This window comes from Pseudomonas sp. P8_229, from assembly GCF_034008635.1.
In the GTDB taxonomy this organism is placed as follows: Bacteria; Pseudomonadota; Gammaproteobacteria; order Pseudomonadales; family Pseudomonadaceae; genus Aquipseudomonas.
Window position 1 is genome coordinate 535,705 of sequence record NZ_CP125378.1, and the last position, 15,542, is coordinate 551,246.

General features: G+C 61.2%; 13 protein-coding genes. 9 read left to right on the top strand and 4 right to left on the bottom strand.

What is annotated here, in order from left to right; genetic code table 11:
* Positions 1-2: 2 nt before the first annotated feature.
* Complete coding sequence (locus QMK55_RS02235) at positions 3-1,418, bottom strand: cytochrome ubiquinol oxidase subunit I (RefSeq protein ID WP_320330237.1); 1,416 nt, start codon at positions 1,416-1,418, stop codon at positions 3-5.
* A gap of 107 nt (positions 1,419-1,525) precedes the next feature.
* Positions 1,526-3,850: an FdhF/YdeP family oxidoreductase gene (locus tag QMK55_RS02240; protein WP_320328573.1), complete on the bottom strand. Its 2,325-nt coding sequence runs from the start codon at positions 3,848-3,850 to the stop codon at positions 1,526-1,528.
* A gap of 357 nt (positions 3,851-4,207) precedes the next feature.
* On the opposite strand from QMK55_RS02240, the gene moaA reads away from it, so the two are divergent.
* Both moaA and QMK55_RS02250 read left to right on the top strand, forming a co-directional pair.
* Positions 4,208-5,206, top strand: coding sequence for a GTP 3',8-cyclase MoaA (moaA, locus tag QMK55_RS02245; protein ID WP_320328574.1), 999 nt, complete (start codon positions 4,208-4,210; stop codon positions 5,204-5,206).
* 36 nt (positions 5,207-5,242) lie between these two features.
* Positions 5,243-6,142 (top strand): bestrophin family protein, encoded by a 900-nt coding sequence (locus tag QMK55_RS02250; protein ID WP_102359128.1) that lies wholly within the window; start codon positions 5,243-5,245, stop codon positions 6,140-6,142.
* A 670-nt stretch (positions 6,143-6,812) separates the two neighbouring features.
* On the opposite strand, the gene glp is transcribed toward QMK55_RS02250, so the two are convergent.
* Both glp and moaB read right to left on the bottom strand, forming a co-directional pair.
* Positions 6,813-8,018, bottom strand: coding sequence for a gephyrin-like molybdotransferase Glp (gene glp, locus QMK55_RS02255; protein ID WP_320330238.1), 1,206 nt, complete (start codon positions 8,016-8,018; stop codon positions 6,813-6,815).
* Positions 8,015-8,554, bottom strand: coding sequence for a molybdenum cofactor biosynthesis protein B (moaB, locus tag QMK55_RS02260; protein ID WP_102358402.1), 540 nt, complete (start codon positions 8,552-8,554; stop codon positions 8,015-8,017). Before moaB ends, glp begins: the two co-directional genes overlap by 4 nt.
* A 285-nt stretch (positions 8,555-8,839) precedes the next feature.
* Between moaB and QMK55_RS02265 the strand changes: the two genes are divergently transcribed.
* From QMK55_RS02265 to QMK55_RS02295, 7 genes are all read left to right on the top strand, one after another.
* The gene (locus tag QMK55_RS02265; protein ID WP_102358401.1) at positions 8,840-9,739 is read left to right on the top strand and encodes a LysR family transcriptional regulator; all 900 of its coding nucleotides are present in this window, start codon (positions 8,840-8,842) and stop codon (positions 9,737-9,739) included.
* A 244-nt stretch (positions 9,740-9,983) separates the two neighbouring features.
* Positions 9,984-10,826 (top strand): formate dehydrogenase accessory sulfurtransferase FdhD, encoded by an 843-nt coding sequence (gene fdhD, locus QMK55_RS02270; RefSeq protein WP_320328575.1) that lies wholly within the window; start codon positions 9,984-9,986, stop codon positions 10,824-10,826.
* On the top strand, positions 10,823-11,308 hold the full coding sequence (gene moaC / locus QMK55_RS02275) for a cyclic pyranopterin monophosphate synthase MoaC (RefSeq protein ID WP_102358399.1): 486 nt from the start codon (positions 10,823-10,825) through the stop codon (positions 11,306-11,308). The genes fdhD and moaC overlap by 4 nt, the downstream gene beginning before the upstream one ends.
* A complete protein-coding gene (locus QMK55_RS02280; RefSeq protein ID WP_102358398.1) occupies positions 11,305-11,556 on the top strand; it encodes a MoaD/ThiS family protein in 252 nt (83 codons plus the stop codon). Before moaC ends, QMK55_RS02280 begins: the two co-directional genes overlap by 4 nt.
* A 2-nt stretch (positions 11,557-11,558) precedes the next feature.
* The gene (gene moaE / locus QMK55_RS02285) at positions 11,559-12,020 is read left to right on the top strand and encodes a molybdopterin synthase catalytic subunit MoaE (RefSeq protein WP_102358397.1); all 462 of its coding nucleotides are present in this window, start codon (positions 11,559-11,561) and stop codon (positions 12,018-12,020) included.
* A gap of 239 nt (positions 12,021-12,259) precedes the next feature.
* Positions 12,260-13,603: a chromate efflux transporter gene (chrA, locus tag QMK55_RS02290; protein ID WP_102358396.1), complete on the top strand. Its 1,344-nt coding sequence runs from the start codon at positions 12,260-12,262 to the stop codon at positions 13,601-13,603.
* A 548-nt stretch (positions 13,604-14,151) separates the two neighbouring features.
* The gene (locus QMK55_RS02295; protein WP_102358395.1) at positions 14,152-15,516 is read left to right on the top strand and encodes a glutamine synthetase family protein; all 1,365 of its coding nucleotides are present in this window, start codon (positions 14,152-14,154) and stop codon (positions 15,514-15,516) included.
* Positions 15,517-15,542: the final 26 nt, after the last annotated feature.

Sequence of the window (15,542 nt, forward strand, 5' to 3'; positions counted from 1 at the left end):
TATCAGTGGATCCGGGTCGCGGATTCAAGGTGATCGGTCGCTGCCGAAAGAGGCCGGCGCGGTGTCTGCAAATGTTCATCCGCAGGCGGATGTTCGTGATGCGGCTGCGGACCTTTGCGTACCAGTTTCATCATGTAGCCGATGCCCACAGTGAACACCGAGCAGTAGATCACCACGAACAGCAGCAACGAGGTGCTCATCTGCGCCACCGAGTGGTGGGACGCCGCGTCATGGGTACGCATCAGGCCGTACACCACCCACGGCTGACGCCCTACTTCGGTAGTGATCCAGCCGGCCAGCAGCGCGATCAACCCGCTCGGCCCCATCAGCAATACCAGACGCTGGAAGCCACGATGCTGATAGAGCTTGCCACCACGGCGCAGGGCCAGGCCCAGCAGACCGACGAGGATCATCAACATGCCCAGCCCGGCCATCACGCGGAAGCTCCAGAAGATGATGGTCGAGTTCGGCCGATCCTCTTTCGGGAAGCTCTTGAGCGCCGGGATCTGCTTGTCGAGGCTGTGGGTCAGGATCAGGCTGCCCAGGTACGGGATTTCCAGCGCGTACTGGGTTTTCTCCGCCTGCATGTCGGGGATGCCGAACAGCACCAGCGGCGTCGGACCGTTGTCGGCGTTTTCCCAGTGACCTTCGATGGCGGCGATTTTTGCCGGTTGATGCTCCAGGGTGTTCAAGCCATGGGCGTCACCGACCACTGCCTGAATCGGCGCAACGATCAGCGCCATCCACAACGCCATGGAAAACATCTTGCGCACCGGCGCCGTGTTGTTGCCGCGCAGCAAGTGCCAGGCCGCCGACGCACCGACGAAGAACGACGTCGCAACGAACGCGGCAATCGCCATGTGCGCCAGACGGAACGGAAACGAGGGGTTGAACACGATCGCCAGCCAGTCCAGCGGCATCACCCGACCGTCGACGATTTCGAAGCCCTGCGGGGTCTGCATCCAACTGTTGGAGGCGAGAATCCAGAAGGTCGAAATCAACGTGCCGATGGCAACCATCACCGTGGCAAAGAAGTGCAGGCCACGGCCGACGCGGTTCCAGCCGAACAGCATGACCCCGAGGAAACCGGCCTCAAGGAAGAACGCCGTCAGCACCTCATAGGTCAGCAACGGCCCGGTGATGCTCCCGGCAAAGTCCGAGAACCCGCTCCAGTTGGTACCGAACTGGTACGCCATGACCAGCCCCGAGACCACACCCATGCCGAAGTTGACGGCAAAGATCTTCGACCAGAAGTGGTAGAGATCGCGGTAGGTGTCGTTATGGGTTTTCAGCCACAGGCCTTCGAGCACCGCAAGGAAACTCGCCAGGCCGATGGTGATCGCCGGGAAGATAATGTGGAACGAAACCGTGAACGCGAATTGAATTCGCGCCAGGTCCAGTGCCTCCATGTTGAGCATGATGATGTCCTCATCCAGGCTGAAAAGCGGCAGCACGTCGCCGGGCCACCGCCAGGCGTGAACGCCTGCAGCCAGTCAAATTGCTATGATTTTTTATGAGTAGCGGGTCAGGCCACCGACGACGGGATCAGGTTGCTGACCTTGGCCGCTTCGAGGCGAATCGCGACGAATTTCGAGGTCGGCGTGTAGGTCCGGTCGCCGTAGCTTTCCAGCGGCACCAGCGGATTGGTTTCCGGGTAGTAAGCCGCCGCCTGACCGGGCGGAATGTCGTAGGCGATCAGGGTGAAACCGCTGACCCGACGCTCACGGTCGTCATTCCACAGCGCCACCAGATCGACCTTCTGCCCCGGTTCGAAGCCTAGTCGCTGGATGTCCTGCTCGTTGGCGAAGATCACGTCGCGCATGCCGTAGACCCCGCGATAACGGTCGTCGAGGCCGTACAGCGTGGTGTTGTACTGATCGTGCGAACGCATGGTCTGCAGGATCAGATGCGGCTTGACCGGCAGGTTGCGCACGCCTTCGCTGATCAGGTGTTCCGGCAGCACGCACGGGGTGAACTGGGCTTTGCCGGACTCGGTGTTCCAGACCCGGTCCGAGGCGTCGTTGCCAAGGTGGAAGCCACCCGGGGTCAGCAGTTTTTCGTTGAAGTTCTCGAAACCCGGAATCACGTCGCCGATCAGGTTGCGGATGCGCCCGTAGTCGCCCACGACCCACTCCCAGTCGATTGGATGTTTGCCCAACGTGGCGGCGGCAATCCCGGCAATGATCGCCGGCTCGGATTTCAAATGCGCCGACTTCGGTTTCAACTGGCCGAACGACAAATGCACCATGCTGAAGGTGTCTTCCACGGTCACGCCTTGCGGACCTTCGGCCTGGATGTCGATGTCGGTGCGACCCAGGCACGGCAGGATCAACGCGTCACGCCCGGTCACCAGATGGCTGCGGTTGAGCTTGGTCGAGATATGTACGGTCAGGTCGAGTTTGCGCATCGCTTCGTGGGTACGCGGGGTGTCCGGTGTGGCTTGGGCAAAGTTGCCGCCCAGACCGATGAACACCTTGGCTTCGCCACGCTCCATGGCACCGATCGCCATGACGGTGTTGTGGCCGTGCATGCGCGGCACTTTGAAGTTGAAGCGGTTTTCCAGTGCGTCCATCAACTCCTTGGGCGCCAGTTCGTTGATGCCCATGGTGCGGTCGCCCTGCACGTTACTGTGACCGCGCACCGGCGACAGACCGGCACCCGGACGACCAACGTTGCCGCGCAACAGTTGCAGGTTGATGACTTCCTGCAGGGTCGGCACAGAGTGCACGTGTTGGGTCAGGCCCATGGCCCAGCACATGATCACGCTCTTGGCTCGGCCATACATGCGCGCTGCCAGTTCGATGTCGTGCAACGGCACACCGGATTGCTCGACGATGTGCTCCCAGCTCGTGGCTTCGACTTCGGCCAGATAGCTGTCCAGACCTGAGGTGTGCTCAGCAATGAACGCGTGGTCGAACACCGGTTCGCCGCCGCTGGCCTGAGCCTCGCGCTCCCACTGCAGGAGGAATTTGGCCATACCGCGAATCATCGCCATGTCGCCACCCAGCGCCGGGCGGAAGTACGCGGTGTTGGTCGCTTCCCAGCCGTTGCTGAGCATCTCGATCGGGTTCTGCGGGTTCTGGAAACGTTCCAGGCCACGCTCCTTGAGCGGGTTGATGCACACCACTTGCGCACCGCGTTTTACCGCTTCACGCAGCGGTTCGAGCATGCGCGGGTGGTTGGTGCCGGGGTTCTGGCCGATGACGAAAATCGCGTCGGCGTGGTGCAGGTCCTCGTAGACCACGGTGCCTTTGCCGACGCCGAGGGTCTCGCCCATGCTCACCGCACTGGCTTCGTGGCACATGTTCGAGCAGTCGGGGAAATTGTTGGTGCCAAAGGCGCGGACGAACAACTGGTAGAGAAACGCCGCTTCGTTGCTGGCCCGGCCCGAGGTGTAGAACTCGGCCTCGTGCGGCGATTTCAGGCCCTTGAGGTGCTCGGCGATCAGCGCGAATGCCTCTTCCCAGGTGGTTTCCACATAGCGGTCGATCCGCGCGTCGTAACGCATCGGATGAGTCAGGCGGCCCTGATATTCCAGCCAGTAATCGCTCTGTTCAGCCAGGCTCGACACCGTGTACTTGTTGAAGAACACCGGGTCGACCAGGCGCCCGGTGGCCTCCCAGTTCACCGCTTTGGCGCCGTTCTCGCAGAACTTGAGCATGCTCGCGCCGGGGGCTTCACCCCACGCACAGCCCGGGCAGTCGAAACCGCCGTTCTGGTTGGTCTTGAGCATGGCGCGGATGTTTTTCAGGGCGTTTTCACTGCCCAGCCAGCTTTTGGTCAGGCTGATCACAGCCCCCCAACCCGCAGCGGCACCCTTGTAAGGTTTGTAACGGTCGACTTGTGACATGGGACATCTCCATGACGATGCACACAGGCGTGAACCTGATCTTGGTTAAACAGCGACGGCCGACTTTGCACAGCAATAAAGCGGTCGTTTCAGTTGCCGGAACAAGGATATGAACCGATACAAAATATTGTCTAATCGCTATTTATGACCACATTATCGAAACCATCTATCACGGTTAAAAACCCTTTATTCACGGGGCCTTGCGAAACTAAAGCGGTAACTTTCAGTGAGAAATAATTCATCATCGACGTAATCAATCAGCCGTTCATTAACAGTGATTGGACGCCTTCAAAAGTTGCCCATAACCTGCGCCAACCTGTTCCGTTAATACGGACTTCTCACTCCTGCGAGGCTGTCATGTCAGAGCGTGTCTTGATCGATGGTTACAACCGCCGCGTCGACTATCTGCGCATGTCGGTCACCGACCGCTGCGACTTCCGCTGCGTCTATTGCATGGCCGAGGACATGCAGTTTCTGCCGCGCCAGCAGGTACTGACGCTGGAAGAGATCTATCAACTGGCGCAGAGCTTCGTGGGGCTGGGCACGCGCAAAATCCGCCTCACTGGCGGTGAGCCGCTGATCCGTCCGGGCGTGGTCAAGTTGTGCGAGCAGATCGCCGCCCTGCCCGGCCTGCGTGAGCTGTGCATGACCACCAATGGCTCGCAGTTGGGCAAACTCGCGGCGCCGCTGTTCGACGCCGGGGTCAAGCGCCTGAATATCAGCCTCGACAGCCTCGACCCCGAGCGCTTCAGGCAAATGACCCGCACCGGTGATCTGGCGCAGGTGATCAACGGCATCGATGCCGCGCGCAAGGCCGGTTTCACCCGCACTAAACTCAACGTGGTGGTGATGCAGGGGCGCAACGATCAGGAGATCAACGACCTGGTGAGTTTCGCCATCGACCGCCAGCTCGACATCTCCTTCATCGAGGAAATGCCGTTGGGGATCATCAGCGAACACAGCCGGGCGGAGTCGTTTTTCTCCAGTGCCCAGGTACGCGAGAAAATCGCCGAACGCTACACCCTGATCGAGTCAGCGGAGTCGACCCAGGGCCCGTCGCGCTACTGGCGCCTGGCCGAAGCGCCGGATATTCGCCTGGGCTTTATCTCGCCGCACAGCCACAATTTCTGCGGCACCTGCAACCGGGTGCGGCTGACCGTGGAGGGCCGCCTGCTACTGTGTCTGGGTAACGAGCATTCGGTGGATCTCAAAGCCGTGCTGCGCGCTCATCCGGGGCAACCGCAGCGGCTGGAGAAAGCCATTATCGAGGCGATGAAACTCAAGCCGTATCGGCACAATTTCGAAGTGAACGACGACGTCCAGGTCGTGCGCTTCATGAACATGACCGGCGGTTGAGACCGCCCTCACCCTGCGTAACCGGGATCGCCCAGCATGATCATCAGACCCAAGGTCAACCAATTCGCCATCCTCTTCACCCTCAAGGGTTCGATTGCCAAACGCATCGCCCTGCGCACCCTGATGGTCACCCTGCTGGCCTCGGCCATCGTCCTGATTGAAATCCTTCACCCGAGCAACTTCACCAAGGTCAACGCCACGCCGTTCACCCTGCTCGGGCTGTCGCTGTCGATCTTCATGAATTTTCGCAACAACGCCTGCTATGACCGCTGGTACGAAGCGCGCAAGGCCTGGGGGGATGTGCTGGTGCACATTCGTTCGGTGATCCGCGAAACCCATGTCATCCGTGAATCGGTGCAGCGCAAACCGTTGCTGCTCAATCTCTGCGGGTTTGCTCATGCGCTGAATGCGCGGTTGCGCCGGGAAAGCGAAGCGGCCGCCAGCCGTGCCTGGATCACGCCGCAACACGATACGCAGGTGCCGGATTACAGCGGGCGGATTCTGCAGCAGGTCGGCCAACAGTGTTCCGACCTGCATCAGAGCGGCGAGCTGACCGAATGGCGCTACATGCTCCTGGCCAATCACCTGACCAGCCTGACCCAGGCACAAGCGGTGTGCGAACGGATCAAAAACACCCCGCTGCCCTTCCCCTACACCTTGCTGCTGCACCGCACGATCTACCTGTTCTGCATCCTGCTGCCGTTCGCCATGGCCGAACCGCTGGGCTGGCTGACGCCGTTGTTCACGGCGATTGTCAGCTACACCTTCTTTGGTCTGGATGCGATTGCCGATGAACTGGAAGATCCGTTCGGCCGCGACGAAAACGACCTGGCAACTGACTCGCTGGTACGCACCATCGAGCGCGATATCCTGTCCGAACTGGGTGTGACCGACCTGCCGCCAATGCTGCTGCCGGTGGACTATGTGCTGAGCTGATCCCGACCTCCACACACATTCCCCTGTAGGAGTGAGCCTGCTCACGAATGCGTCTGGTCAGACGACACTATGTTGAATGTGCCGGCCTCTTCGCGAGCAGGCTCGCTCCCACAGGCTTGAAGTACATCTCGAAAAATGGATCAGCATCACAAATCCAAATGTAGGAGTGAGCCTGCTCGCGATGACGGTGGCACAGTCAGCATATGCGCTGACTAATCGACCGCTATCGCGAGCAGGCTCACTCCTACAGGTTTGATGTCCACCCACAAAATGGCCGAGCACCACATAACCAATGTGGGAGTGAGCCTGCTCACGAATGCGTCAGGTCAGACAACGCGATGTTGAATGTACCGGCCTCTTCGCGAGCAAGCTCGCTCCCACAGGTTTGAAGTACATCTCGTAAAATGGATCAGCATCACAAATCCAAATGTAGGAGCGAGCCTGCTCGCGATGACGGTGGCACAGTCAGCATATGCGCTGACTAATCGACCGCTATCGCGAGCAGGCTCACTCCTACAGGTTTGATGTCCACCCACAAAATGGCCGAGCACCACATAACCAATGTAGGAGTGAGCCTGCTCACGAATGCGTCAGGTCAGACGACGCGATGTTGAATGTACCGGCCTCTTCGCGAGCAAGCTCGCTCCCACAGGTTTGATTGGTGCCAGGGTCAGAAGAGTTCGCTGAAGGGAATGAAGCGCAGCGGATCACCCATGCGATGGGTGCTGTTTTCCGGCACTTCCACCAGGCCGTCGGCCCAGGTTGCGCCGAGCAAGACACCGGAGCTTTGATTCGGATACAGCACCGCACTCCCCGCCTCCAGCCGCACCCGCAGGTATTCGCGGCGGCTGCCTGCCTTGTGCCAGTCGAATCCGGCATTCACCGAAAAGCTCAGTGGCATGACATCTTCCACGCCCTGGATACGCAGCAGATACGGCCGCGCCAGCAGCCCGAAGGTCACCAGTGCCGAGGTCGGATTGCCCGGCAGGCCGATCACCGGCACCGTGCCGAAATGGCCCACGGTCAATGGCTTGCCAGGCTTGATCGCCAGCTTCCACAGCAGCGGTTTGCCGTCCTCGCGCAGCACTTGCCCGAGGCAATCGGCATCGCCGGCAGACACGCCGCCGGTGGTCAGGATCAAGTCGGCCGCCACTTGCAGTTGTTCAAGCTTGAGCCGTGTCTGCGCCGGGCGGTCCGGGAGAATCCCGGCGTCGATCACCTCGCAGCCCAGTTCACGCAACCAGTGACCGAGCAACACGCGGTTGCTGTTGTAGATGCTGCCGGGGCGCAGCGGCTGGCCCGGTTCGACCAGTTCGTCACCGGTCGACAGCAGCGCCACGCGTGGGCGACGCACCACGTGCAACTGCGCCAGCCCCTGCCCGGCGGCGACCGCCAACTCGAATGGCCCAAGGCGTTTGCCGGCGCGCAGCAGGGTATCGCCAACGCGATTTTCCTGGCCTTGTGCGCGAATGTTCTGCCCTGCCTTCAGCGGCTGCAAGAAGCGCACGCGGCCGTCCTCCAGCACTTCGACGTTTTCCTGCATCTCAACACTGGTGGCGCCGGGCGGCAGCGGTGCGCCGGTAAAAATCCGCGCGCAGGTGCCAGGCAGCAACGCGTCCGGCGCCAGCCCGGCGTAGACCTTTTGAGATACCTTCAGCGGCTGGCGATGCAAGTCAGCAAGATTGAGCGCGTAACCGTCCATGGCACTGTTCGGCCACGGCGGCAGGTCGAGTGTCGCCACCAGATCACTGGCCAGCACCCGCCCACGCGCATCGTCGAGCGGCAACAGTTCGCTGTCGGCCAGACGTTGCTCATTGGCCATGCCCAGCAATTGGTCGAGGGCATCCTCGACCGGCATCAACGGTGCCTTGCTCATCCGCGTGGCCCACAGGCTTGCACTGCCTTGAGGTGTGGCACGAAGTTGCACGGGCGATGACGGTTATCCAGTTGCTCGGCGAGAATGCCTTCCCACGCGGTGCGGCAAGCACCGGTCGAGCCCGGCAGGCAGCACACCAACGTGCCGTTGGACAACCCGGCCAGCGCTCGGCTTTGCACGGTGGACGTGCCGATGTCGAGAATCGAAATGGCGCGGAACAACTCACCAAAACCGTCGATCTGCTTGTCGAGCAGACAGGCGACTGCTTCGGGGGTGCTGTCGCGGCCGGTGAACCCGGTGCCGCCGGTGATCAGTACCACCTGAATCGTGTCGTCGGCAATCCAGTGAGCAACCTGGGCGCGAATCTTGTACAGGTCATCCTTGAGCAGGTTGCGCTCGCTCAGGGTGTGCCCGGCCTCCAGCAGACGGCTGACCAGCAACTGACCCGAAGTATCGCTGGCGTAATCGCGGGTATCGCTGACCGTCAGCACGGCGATGTTCAGGGGGACAAACAGGGCATCCGCTTTCGCACTCATGGGACTCTCCAGCAGTAGTTGATCACATTGCCCAGCAGCCTAAGTGCCACTTATGAGTACTGTCTAATCACTCTGACCAACCACATTATCGACCCGCTCTATCGGTCCCGTTGACCTCGACCAAAGCCTTTGAAATCATGGGCGATAGAGCTGATCGATAGGCTTTTCAATTCTTCCGATTGGACGCAAACACAGTCAGATGAGATCGTCTCGCCTCGCGTTTTTCGTGCGCTGTGCGCATCTGCGTCAATACTCATTCCAATTTCTCAACGAGCAGGTGCCATCGTGGACATCAAACAACTCAAGTTCCTGATCGCACTGGATGAAACCCGACACTTCGGCCAGGCCGCCGCACGCTGCCATATCACCCAGCCAACCTTGTCGATGCGTCTGCGCAACCTGGAAGATGAGCTGGATCTGGTGCTGGTCAATCGCGGCCAGCGTTTTGAAGGTTTCACCCAGGCCGGTGAACGGGTACTGGCCTGGGCGCGCACGTTGCTGGCCGCCCATGACGGCTTGTTCGCCGAAGCGGCGGCGTGCCGCGGGCAACTGGTCGGCAGCCTGCGTCTGGGGCTGGTGCCGTTGAGCAGCTTCAACCCGGTCAATTACATTCAGGGTTTGTCCGCCACTTACCCCGAGCTGAAATTCAGCCTGTCGTCGCTCAGTTCCAACGAGATCATCGAGGGGCTGGGCAACAACCAGCTGGATCTGGGCGTGTGCTATCTGGACCACGTCAACCCGAACTACTTCGAGTTTTTCGAGATCGGCGAAACCCGCGTCGGGCTGCTTTACGACAACCGTCACTTCCATTTCGAAGGCTCGGAAATGAGCTGGGAAGACGCCGCCGAACTGCCGCTGGGAATGATCACCACCGGCATGCACTACCGCAAATCCATCGACCTGAGCTTCCGCAGCCGCGGGCTCAATCCGCAGCCGATTCTGGAAAGCGATTCGACCTATCAGCTGTTGCAGGCGATTCACCAGGGCTTCTGCTGCTCGATCATGCCGCTGGACAGCGGGCTGGAACAGCCGATCGAACATTTGTCGTTCATGCAGTTGCCGGATGCCAGCGTGCTCGCGCCGCTGGGGCTGGTGATGCGCAAGACCGAGCCGCGTTCGGCGATTGCCGAGAAGTGCTTTGCCGAGGCGCGCAAGTTATTTGGGGTTGAGGCTCCAGTTGTTTGAGTGACCTGCCCAGACATTGATGCTGGATGTCAGGCCGTCTTCGCGAGCAAGCCCGCTCCCACAGGTTGAATGCATTTCAAATGTGGGAGCGGGCTTGCTCGCGAAGAGGCCCGACCAGCCAACACACATTTCGGATGTGAAGGTGGTGATCGACCCACCCAATCACCAGATCAGAACAAGCGATTGGACGCACTTTTAACTCCCCCGTAGCCTGACCTGACTTCAGCGCTTCGGGACTTTCAAGATGCTGTGCCAAGTTGATCCAACAGTCGAACCGGGCGATGCCAACGCCCCCGCGCCGCAACCGTCACAAGTGGCGTTTCGCGAATACCTGCCGCACGCCCCGCTCTCGCACGCCGCCCTGGCCTCGGAAATCGCCCTGGCGATCTCCTTCAACGGCCTGAGCCAGGCAGTGATGATGGTCTCGCCCGGCAACCTCGAAGATTTCATCCGTGGCTTCAGCCTGAGCAACGCGATCATCGACAGTGTCGACGAGATCTACGACATCCGCCTGAGCCATTTCGATCAGGCCTGCCAGGCTGACGTGCAGATTTCCAGTCGCGCCTTCTGGGCGCTGAAAGACCACCGTCGACAAATGGCCGGCAGCAGCGGCTGCGGCATCTGTGGTGTCGAAGCGCTGGAGCAGGCGTTGCCGCAACTGCAGATTCTGCAACCCTGCGCACTGCCGCCGGCTGCGCATTTCGACGGCATCCGCCAACGCATCGAACAGGCCCAGCAACTGGCCCGCAGCAGCGGCGCCCTGCACGCGGCGCTGTACTTCGATGCCAGCGGTGAGGCGCTGCTGTGCCGTGAAGACATCGGCCGGCACAACGCCCTCGACAAGCTGATCGGTGCAATGCAAATCGCCGAGGTCGATGCGCGCCAGGGCTTTGTGGTGGTCACCAGTCGTTGCAGCCTTGAACTGATCCACAAAGCGGTGCGCGCCCGCCTCGGCACCCTTGTCAGCCTGTCCGCCCCGACGGCGTTGACCGTGCGCTGGGCGCTCAAGCACAGGCTCAATCTGATCCACGTCCCGCACCGCAACGCCCCCCGAATCTACAGCCCGATCCAGGAGCTAACGCAATGAGCAACACCCTCACCCACCTCGACGATCAGGGCCGCGCCAACATGGTCGACGTCAGCGACAAAGCACCGACCCGCCGCGAAGCCACCGCGCAAGCCTGGGTGCAGATGCGCCCGGAAACGCTGCAGATGATCCAGGCCAACGGTCACCCCAAGGGCGATGTGTTTGCCGTGGCGCGGATCGCCGGGATTCAAGCGGCCAAGCGCACCCACGAGCTGATCCCGCTGTGCCACGCGCTGTTGCTCAGTTCGATTCACGTCGAACTCAAGGCCTGCGAACCGGACCGCGTGCAAATCACCAGCACCTGCCGCCTCACCGGCCAGACCGGGGTCGAACTCGAAGCCCTGACCGCCGCCAGCGTCGCGGCACTGACCATTTACGACATGTGCAAGGCTGTGGACCGGGCGATGGTCATCGGCGACATCCGCCTGCTCAGCAAACAGGGCGGTCGCTCCGGGCACTTTCAATGGGAGGACGTGCAATGATCCTGATCAACTACTTCGCCAGCTACCGTGATCGCCTCAATCTGGGCGGCGAAAAAATCCCCCTGACCAACGACCTGACCAGCATCGAGGACGTGCGGCAGATGCTCATGGCCCGTGGTGAGGAATGGCGCGAAGTCCTCGGCGCCGGCAACCTGATGTGTGCGTTGAATCAGGAGCTGTGCCAACCGAGCGCAGCCATCGAAGACTTCGACGAGATCGCGTTTTTTCCACCGGTCACCGGGGGCTGAGCATGACGGTACGAGTCCAGCATAAAAGTTTCGATGTCGGCCAATTGACCGCCGACTTGCATGCGCGTAATCCACGGGTCGGCGCAGTGGTGAATTTCATCGGCTACGTGCGCGATATGAACATCGGCCAAAGCGTGAATGAGCTGTTCCTCGAACACTATCCAGGCATGACCGAAAAGGCCCTCGAACAGATCGCCCGAGAGGCCCGCGAGCGTTGGCCGCTGCTGGGGGTGGAGATTGTGCATCGGGTCGGCGCACTGTCTGTCAGCGAGCCGATCGTGTTCGTCGGCGTCAGCAGCAAGCACCGGCACATGGCGTTCGAAGCCTGCGCCTTCATCATGGATGTGCTCAAGACCCGTGCGCCGTTCTGGAAGCGCGAGAGCACGGCGCAGGGTTCGCATTGGGTCGAGGCGCGGGAGAGCGACCAGAATGCGGCACTGCGCTGGAGCCTGGCGCATGCCTGAAGATCAAGAGCCCCTCACCCTAACCCTCTCCCGGAGGGAGAGGGGACTGATTGGGGGATATTGAAGAAATTCACCGAATCGAAAGATTGGCTCTGAATCCATAATCGACTCAATCTTCAGGTCGATGGATAACGCCAGACACCTCGGTCGGCCCCCTCTCCCTCTGGGAGAGGGCTGGGGTGAGGGTTGAAAGTCTGATTAGATAGCAACTCCGCCAGGATTAAATTCCGGAGTCTCGTTTGAGCACAGCGCCCAACAACCTGCCCCGCCCCGATCCCGTCACGCTGCGCCAGGCCTGGCGCTTCTGGTTCAAGCTCGGCTGCATCGGCTTCGGCGGCCCGGCCGGGCAGATCGCGATCATGCATCAGGAACTGGTCGAACGCCGGCGCTGGATCTCCGAACGGCGTTTCCTGCATGCGCTCAACTACTGCATGTTGCTGCCCGGCCCCGAGGCCCAGCAACTGGCGACCTACATTGGCTGGCTGTTGCATCGCACCTGGGGCGGGGTGATTGCCGGAGCGCTGTTCGTGCTGCCGTCGTTGTTCATCCTGATTGCCCTGTCGTGGGTGTACATCGCGTTCGGCGACGTGCCGGTGGTGGCCGGGATCTTTTACGGAATCAAACCGGCGGTGACCGCAATTGTGTTGCACGCGGCGCATCGCATCGGCTCGCGGGCGCTGAAAAACAGTTGGCTGTGGGCCATCGCCGGAGCGTCGTTCGTGGCGATTTTTGCGTTCAACCTGCCGTTCCCGTTGATCGTGCTCGGTGCGGCGCTGATCGGTTATGTCGGCGGGCGACTGGCGCCGCAACGCTTCGACAATGGCGGCCAGCGCAGCAGCGCCAAATCCTTCGGTCCGGCGTTGATCGATGACGACACGCCAACACCTGAACATGCGCGATTCAGCCTGCCGAAGCTGTGGCGCTTGCTGTTGGTCGGCGCGGCGCTGTGGTGCTTGCCGATGGGGCTGCTGACCGCGCTGTTCGGCTGGGACGGCACGTTCACGCAAATGGGCTGGTTTTTCACCAAGGCCGCGTTGCTGACGTTTGGCGGCGCTTATGCGGTGTTGCCGTATGTCTATCAGGGCGCCGTCGGGCATTATGGCTGGCTGACGCCGACACAGATGATCGATGGCCTCGCGCTGGGCGAAACCACGCCCGGGCCGCTGATCATGGTGGTGGCGTTTGTCGGTTTCATCGGCGGTTATGTGCAACCGGCGTTCGGTGCGGAACATGCGTTCGCTGCTGGCGCACTGGCGGCGACGCTGGTGACCTGGTTCACCTTCCTGCCCTCGTTTCTGTTCATCCTCGCTGGCGGGCCGCTGGTGGAGTCGACCCACAACGAACTGAAGTTCACCGCACCGTTGACCGCGATTACCGCTGCGGTGGTCGGGGTGATTCTCAACCTGGCGTGTTTCTTCGCTTATCACGTGTTCTGGCCGAGCGGTTTTGCCGGGCAAGCGGATGTGTTTTCGATCGGGCTGGCACTGCTGGCCGCGTTGGCGCTGTTCGTTTTCAAACGCGGGGTGATTGCAGTGTTGATCGTTTGCGCCCTCGCCGGGCTGGGCTTTCACCTGCTGCGCTGAGCGTCGATCAATGGTACAGGGGCGCAATCATCGGTTTACACACCCGCAGATTGCCCCTTACTATCCGGGCACACCGGTCGGCGGGCCTGCCCCGCCACCGACGTTTTCCGCCAACGGAAACACGCGTATGAGTACGTCACCACAACAAGCAAAAATGTTGAACGTCTCCGCTGTGTGCGCCCTCTGTCACAGGGGCCGCGCATGAATCGCATCGTCAATCTCCCCATGGCCCTGCGCCGTTCCAAGCTGCGTCACTCCGCACGCCCGCCGGATATCGCCTGCTGATTTCTGTCAGTTAGAAAAGATCCATTGTGGCGAGGGGATTCATCCCCGATGGACTGCGCAGCAGTCCCTGTCTTTTTGGCCCGCTACGCGCGCCGTCGGGGATAAATCCCCTCACCACAGGTTCAGTGTCACTTCCGACTGCCGGGCATTAGCGAAATACTTTTTTCTTTTTGATATCCCTGCCAGGACACCCACGCCTATTTACCGCGTCGTGTCCGGCCCGAATCTGCGCGCCCGTGCGGCGCCATCGTGAGTGATTGATTATGAAATTCGCAGCCATCGAAGACGCACGCCTGTTCCTTGAACAGAACCCCGATATCGACATGATCGAGCTGTTCATCCTCGACGCCAACGGCGTGCCGCGCGGCAAGCTGTTGCACCGCGAAGAACTGCTGGCGGTGTATGAAAGTGGTCGCCCGTTACCCAGCACCATCCTCGGCCTGACCGTACAGGGTGAGGACGTGGAGAACTCCGGTCTGGTGTGGGACGTCGGCGACATCGACTGCCGCGCCTACCCGCTCGAAGGCAGTCTGGTGCGTCTGCCATGGCGACAGATTCCGACCGCTGCGGTGCAGGTCAGCATGCATCCGACCGAGGGCATGCCGGCGAGCATCGCCGACCCGCGTCACCTGCTGATCAAGGTGATCGACGGCCTCAAAGCCGAGGGTTATCACCCGGTCATGGCCTGCGAGCTGGAGTTCTATCTGCTCGACGCCAAACGCGATCACAACGGCCGACCGCAACCGGCGCTGGACGCCGACGGTGGCCGACCGCGACACACCCAGGTCTACGGCTTGCGTGAACTGGAGCAGATCGAACCGTTCCTCGCCGACCTCTACCAGGCCTGCAAACTGCACGGTATTCCGGCGCGCACGGCGATCTCCGAATACGCCCCGGGGCAGGTGGAAATCACCCTCGAACACGGCGATGCACTGCAGGCGATGGATCAGGCGGTACGCTACAAACGTCTGGTCAAAGCCGTGGCGCACAAACACGGCATGCAGGCGACGTTCATGGCCAAGCCGTTCGATGACCTGGCCGGCACCGGTATGCACATGCACGTCAGCCTCGCCGATGGTGCTGGGCACAACCTGTTCGCCTCGCAAGATCCGGCCGGCACCCCGCTGCTGCGCACCGCGATAGGCGGCATGCTCGCCTCCCTGCTCGATACGCTGCTGCTGTTCTGCCCCAACGCCAACTCGTACCGCCGGTTCCAGGCCAACAGCTACGCGCCATTGGCGCCGACCTGGGGCGTCGACAATCGCACCGTCAGCCTGCGTGTTCCTGGCGGCCCGGCCAACACCCGGCACATCGAACACCGCATCTGCGGCGCCGATGCCAACCCGTATCTGGCGGCAGCAGCGATCCTCGCCGGCATCCATCGCGGCATTCGTGAAGACCTTGATCCGGGGGCGCCGGTTGAAGGCAATGGCTACGCGCAGGCGAAGGAATTGTTACCGACTGATTGGCTGACGTCGCTGCGGGCACTGGAGAATTCGGTGTGGGCGCGGGATGCCCTAGGGCAAGCATTTCTCGGGGTGTATCTGGCGGTGAAACGGGCCGAGTACCGGCAGTTCATGGCCGAGGTGGGTGAGCAGGACTGGCGCTGGTACCTGACCGAAGCCTGAAGCCTCACACCATCCCCCCCTGTGGG

Excerpts from the sequence above, each read along its gene's own strand:
- QMK55_RS02235 (WP_320330237.1), bottom strand. The coding sequence starts at position 1,418 with ATGCTCAACATGGAGGCACTGGACCTGGCGCGAATTCAATTCGCGTTC.
- QMK55_RS02240 (WP_320328573.1), bottom strand. The coding sequence starts at position 3,850 with ATGTCACAAGTCGACCGTTACAAACCTTACAAGGGTGCCGCTGCGGGT.
- moaA (WP_320328574.1), top strand. The coding sequence starts at position 4,208 with ATGTCAGAGCGTGTCTTGATCGATGGTTACAACCGCCGCGTCGACTAT.
- QMK55_RS02250 (WP_102359128.1), top strand. The coding sequence starts at position 5,243 with ATGATCATCAGACCCAAGGTCAACCAATTCGCCATCCTCTTCACCCTC.
- glp (WP_320330238.1), bottom strand. The coding sequence starts at position 8,018 with ATGAGCAAGGCACCGTTGATGCCGGTCGAGGATGCCCTCGACCAATTG.
- moaB (WP_102358402.1), bottom strand. The coding sequence starts at position 8,554 with ATGAGTGCGAAAGCGGATGCCCTGTTTGTCCCCCTGAACATCGCCGTG.
- fdhD (WP_320328575.1), top strand. The coding sequence starts at position 9,984 with ATGCTGTGCCAAGTTGATCCAACAGTCGAACCGGGCGATGCCAACGCC.
- moaC (WP_102358399.1), top strand. The coding sequence starts at position 10,823 with ATGAGCAACACCCTCACCCACCTCGACGATCAGGGCCGCGCCAACATG.
- QMK55_RS02280 (WP_102358398.1), top strand. The coding sequence starts at position 11,305 with ATGATCCTGATCAACTACTTCGCCAGCTACCGTGATCGCCTCAATCTG.
- moaE (WP_102358397.1), top strand. The coding sequence starts at position 11,559 with ATGACGGTACGAGTCCAGCATAAAAGTTTCGATGTCGGCCAATTGACC.
- QMK55_RS02295 (WP_102358395.1), top strand. The coding sequence starts at position 14,152 with ATGAAATTCGCAGCCATCGAAGACGCACGCCTGTTCCTTGAACAGAAC.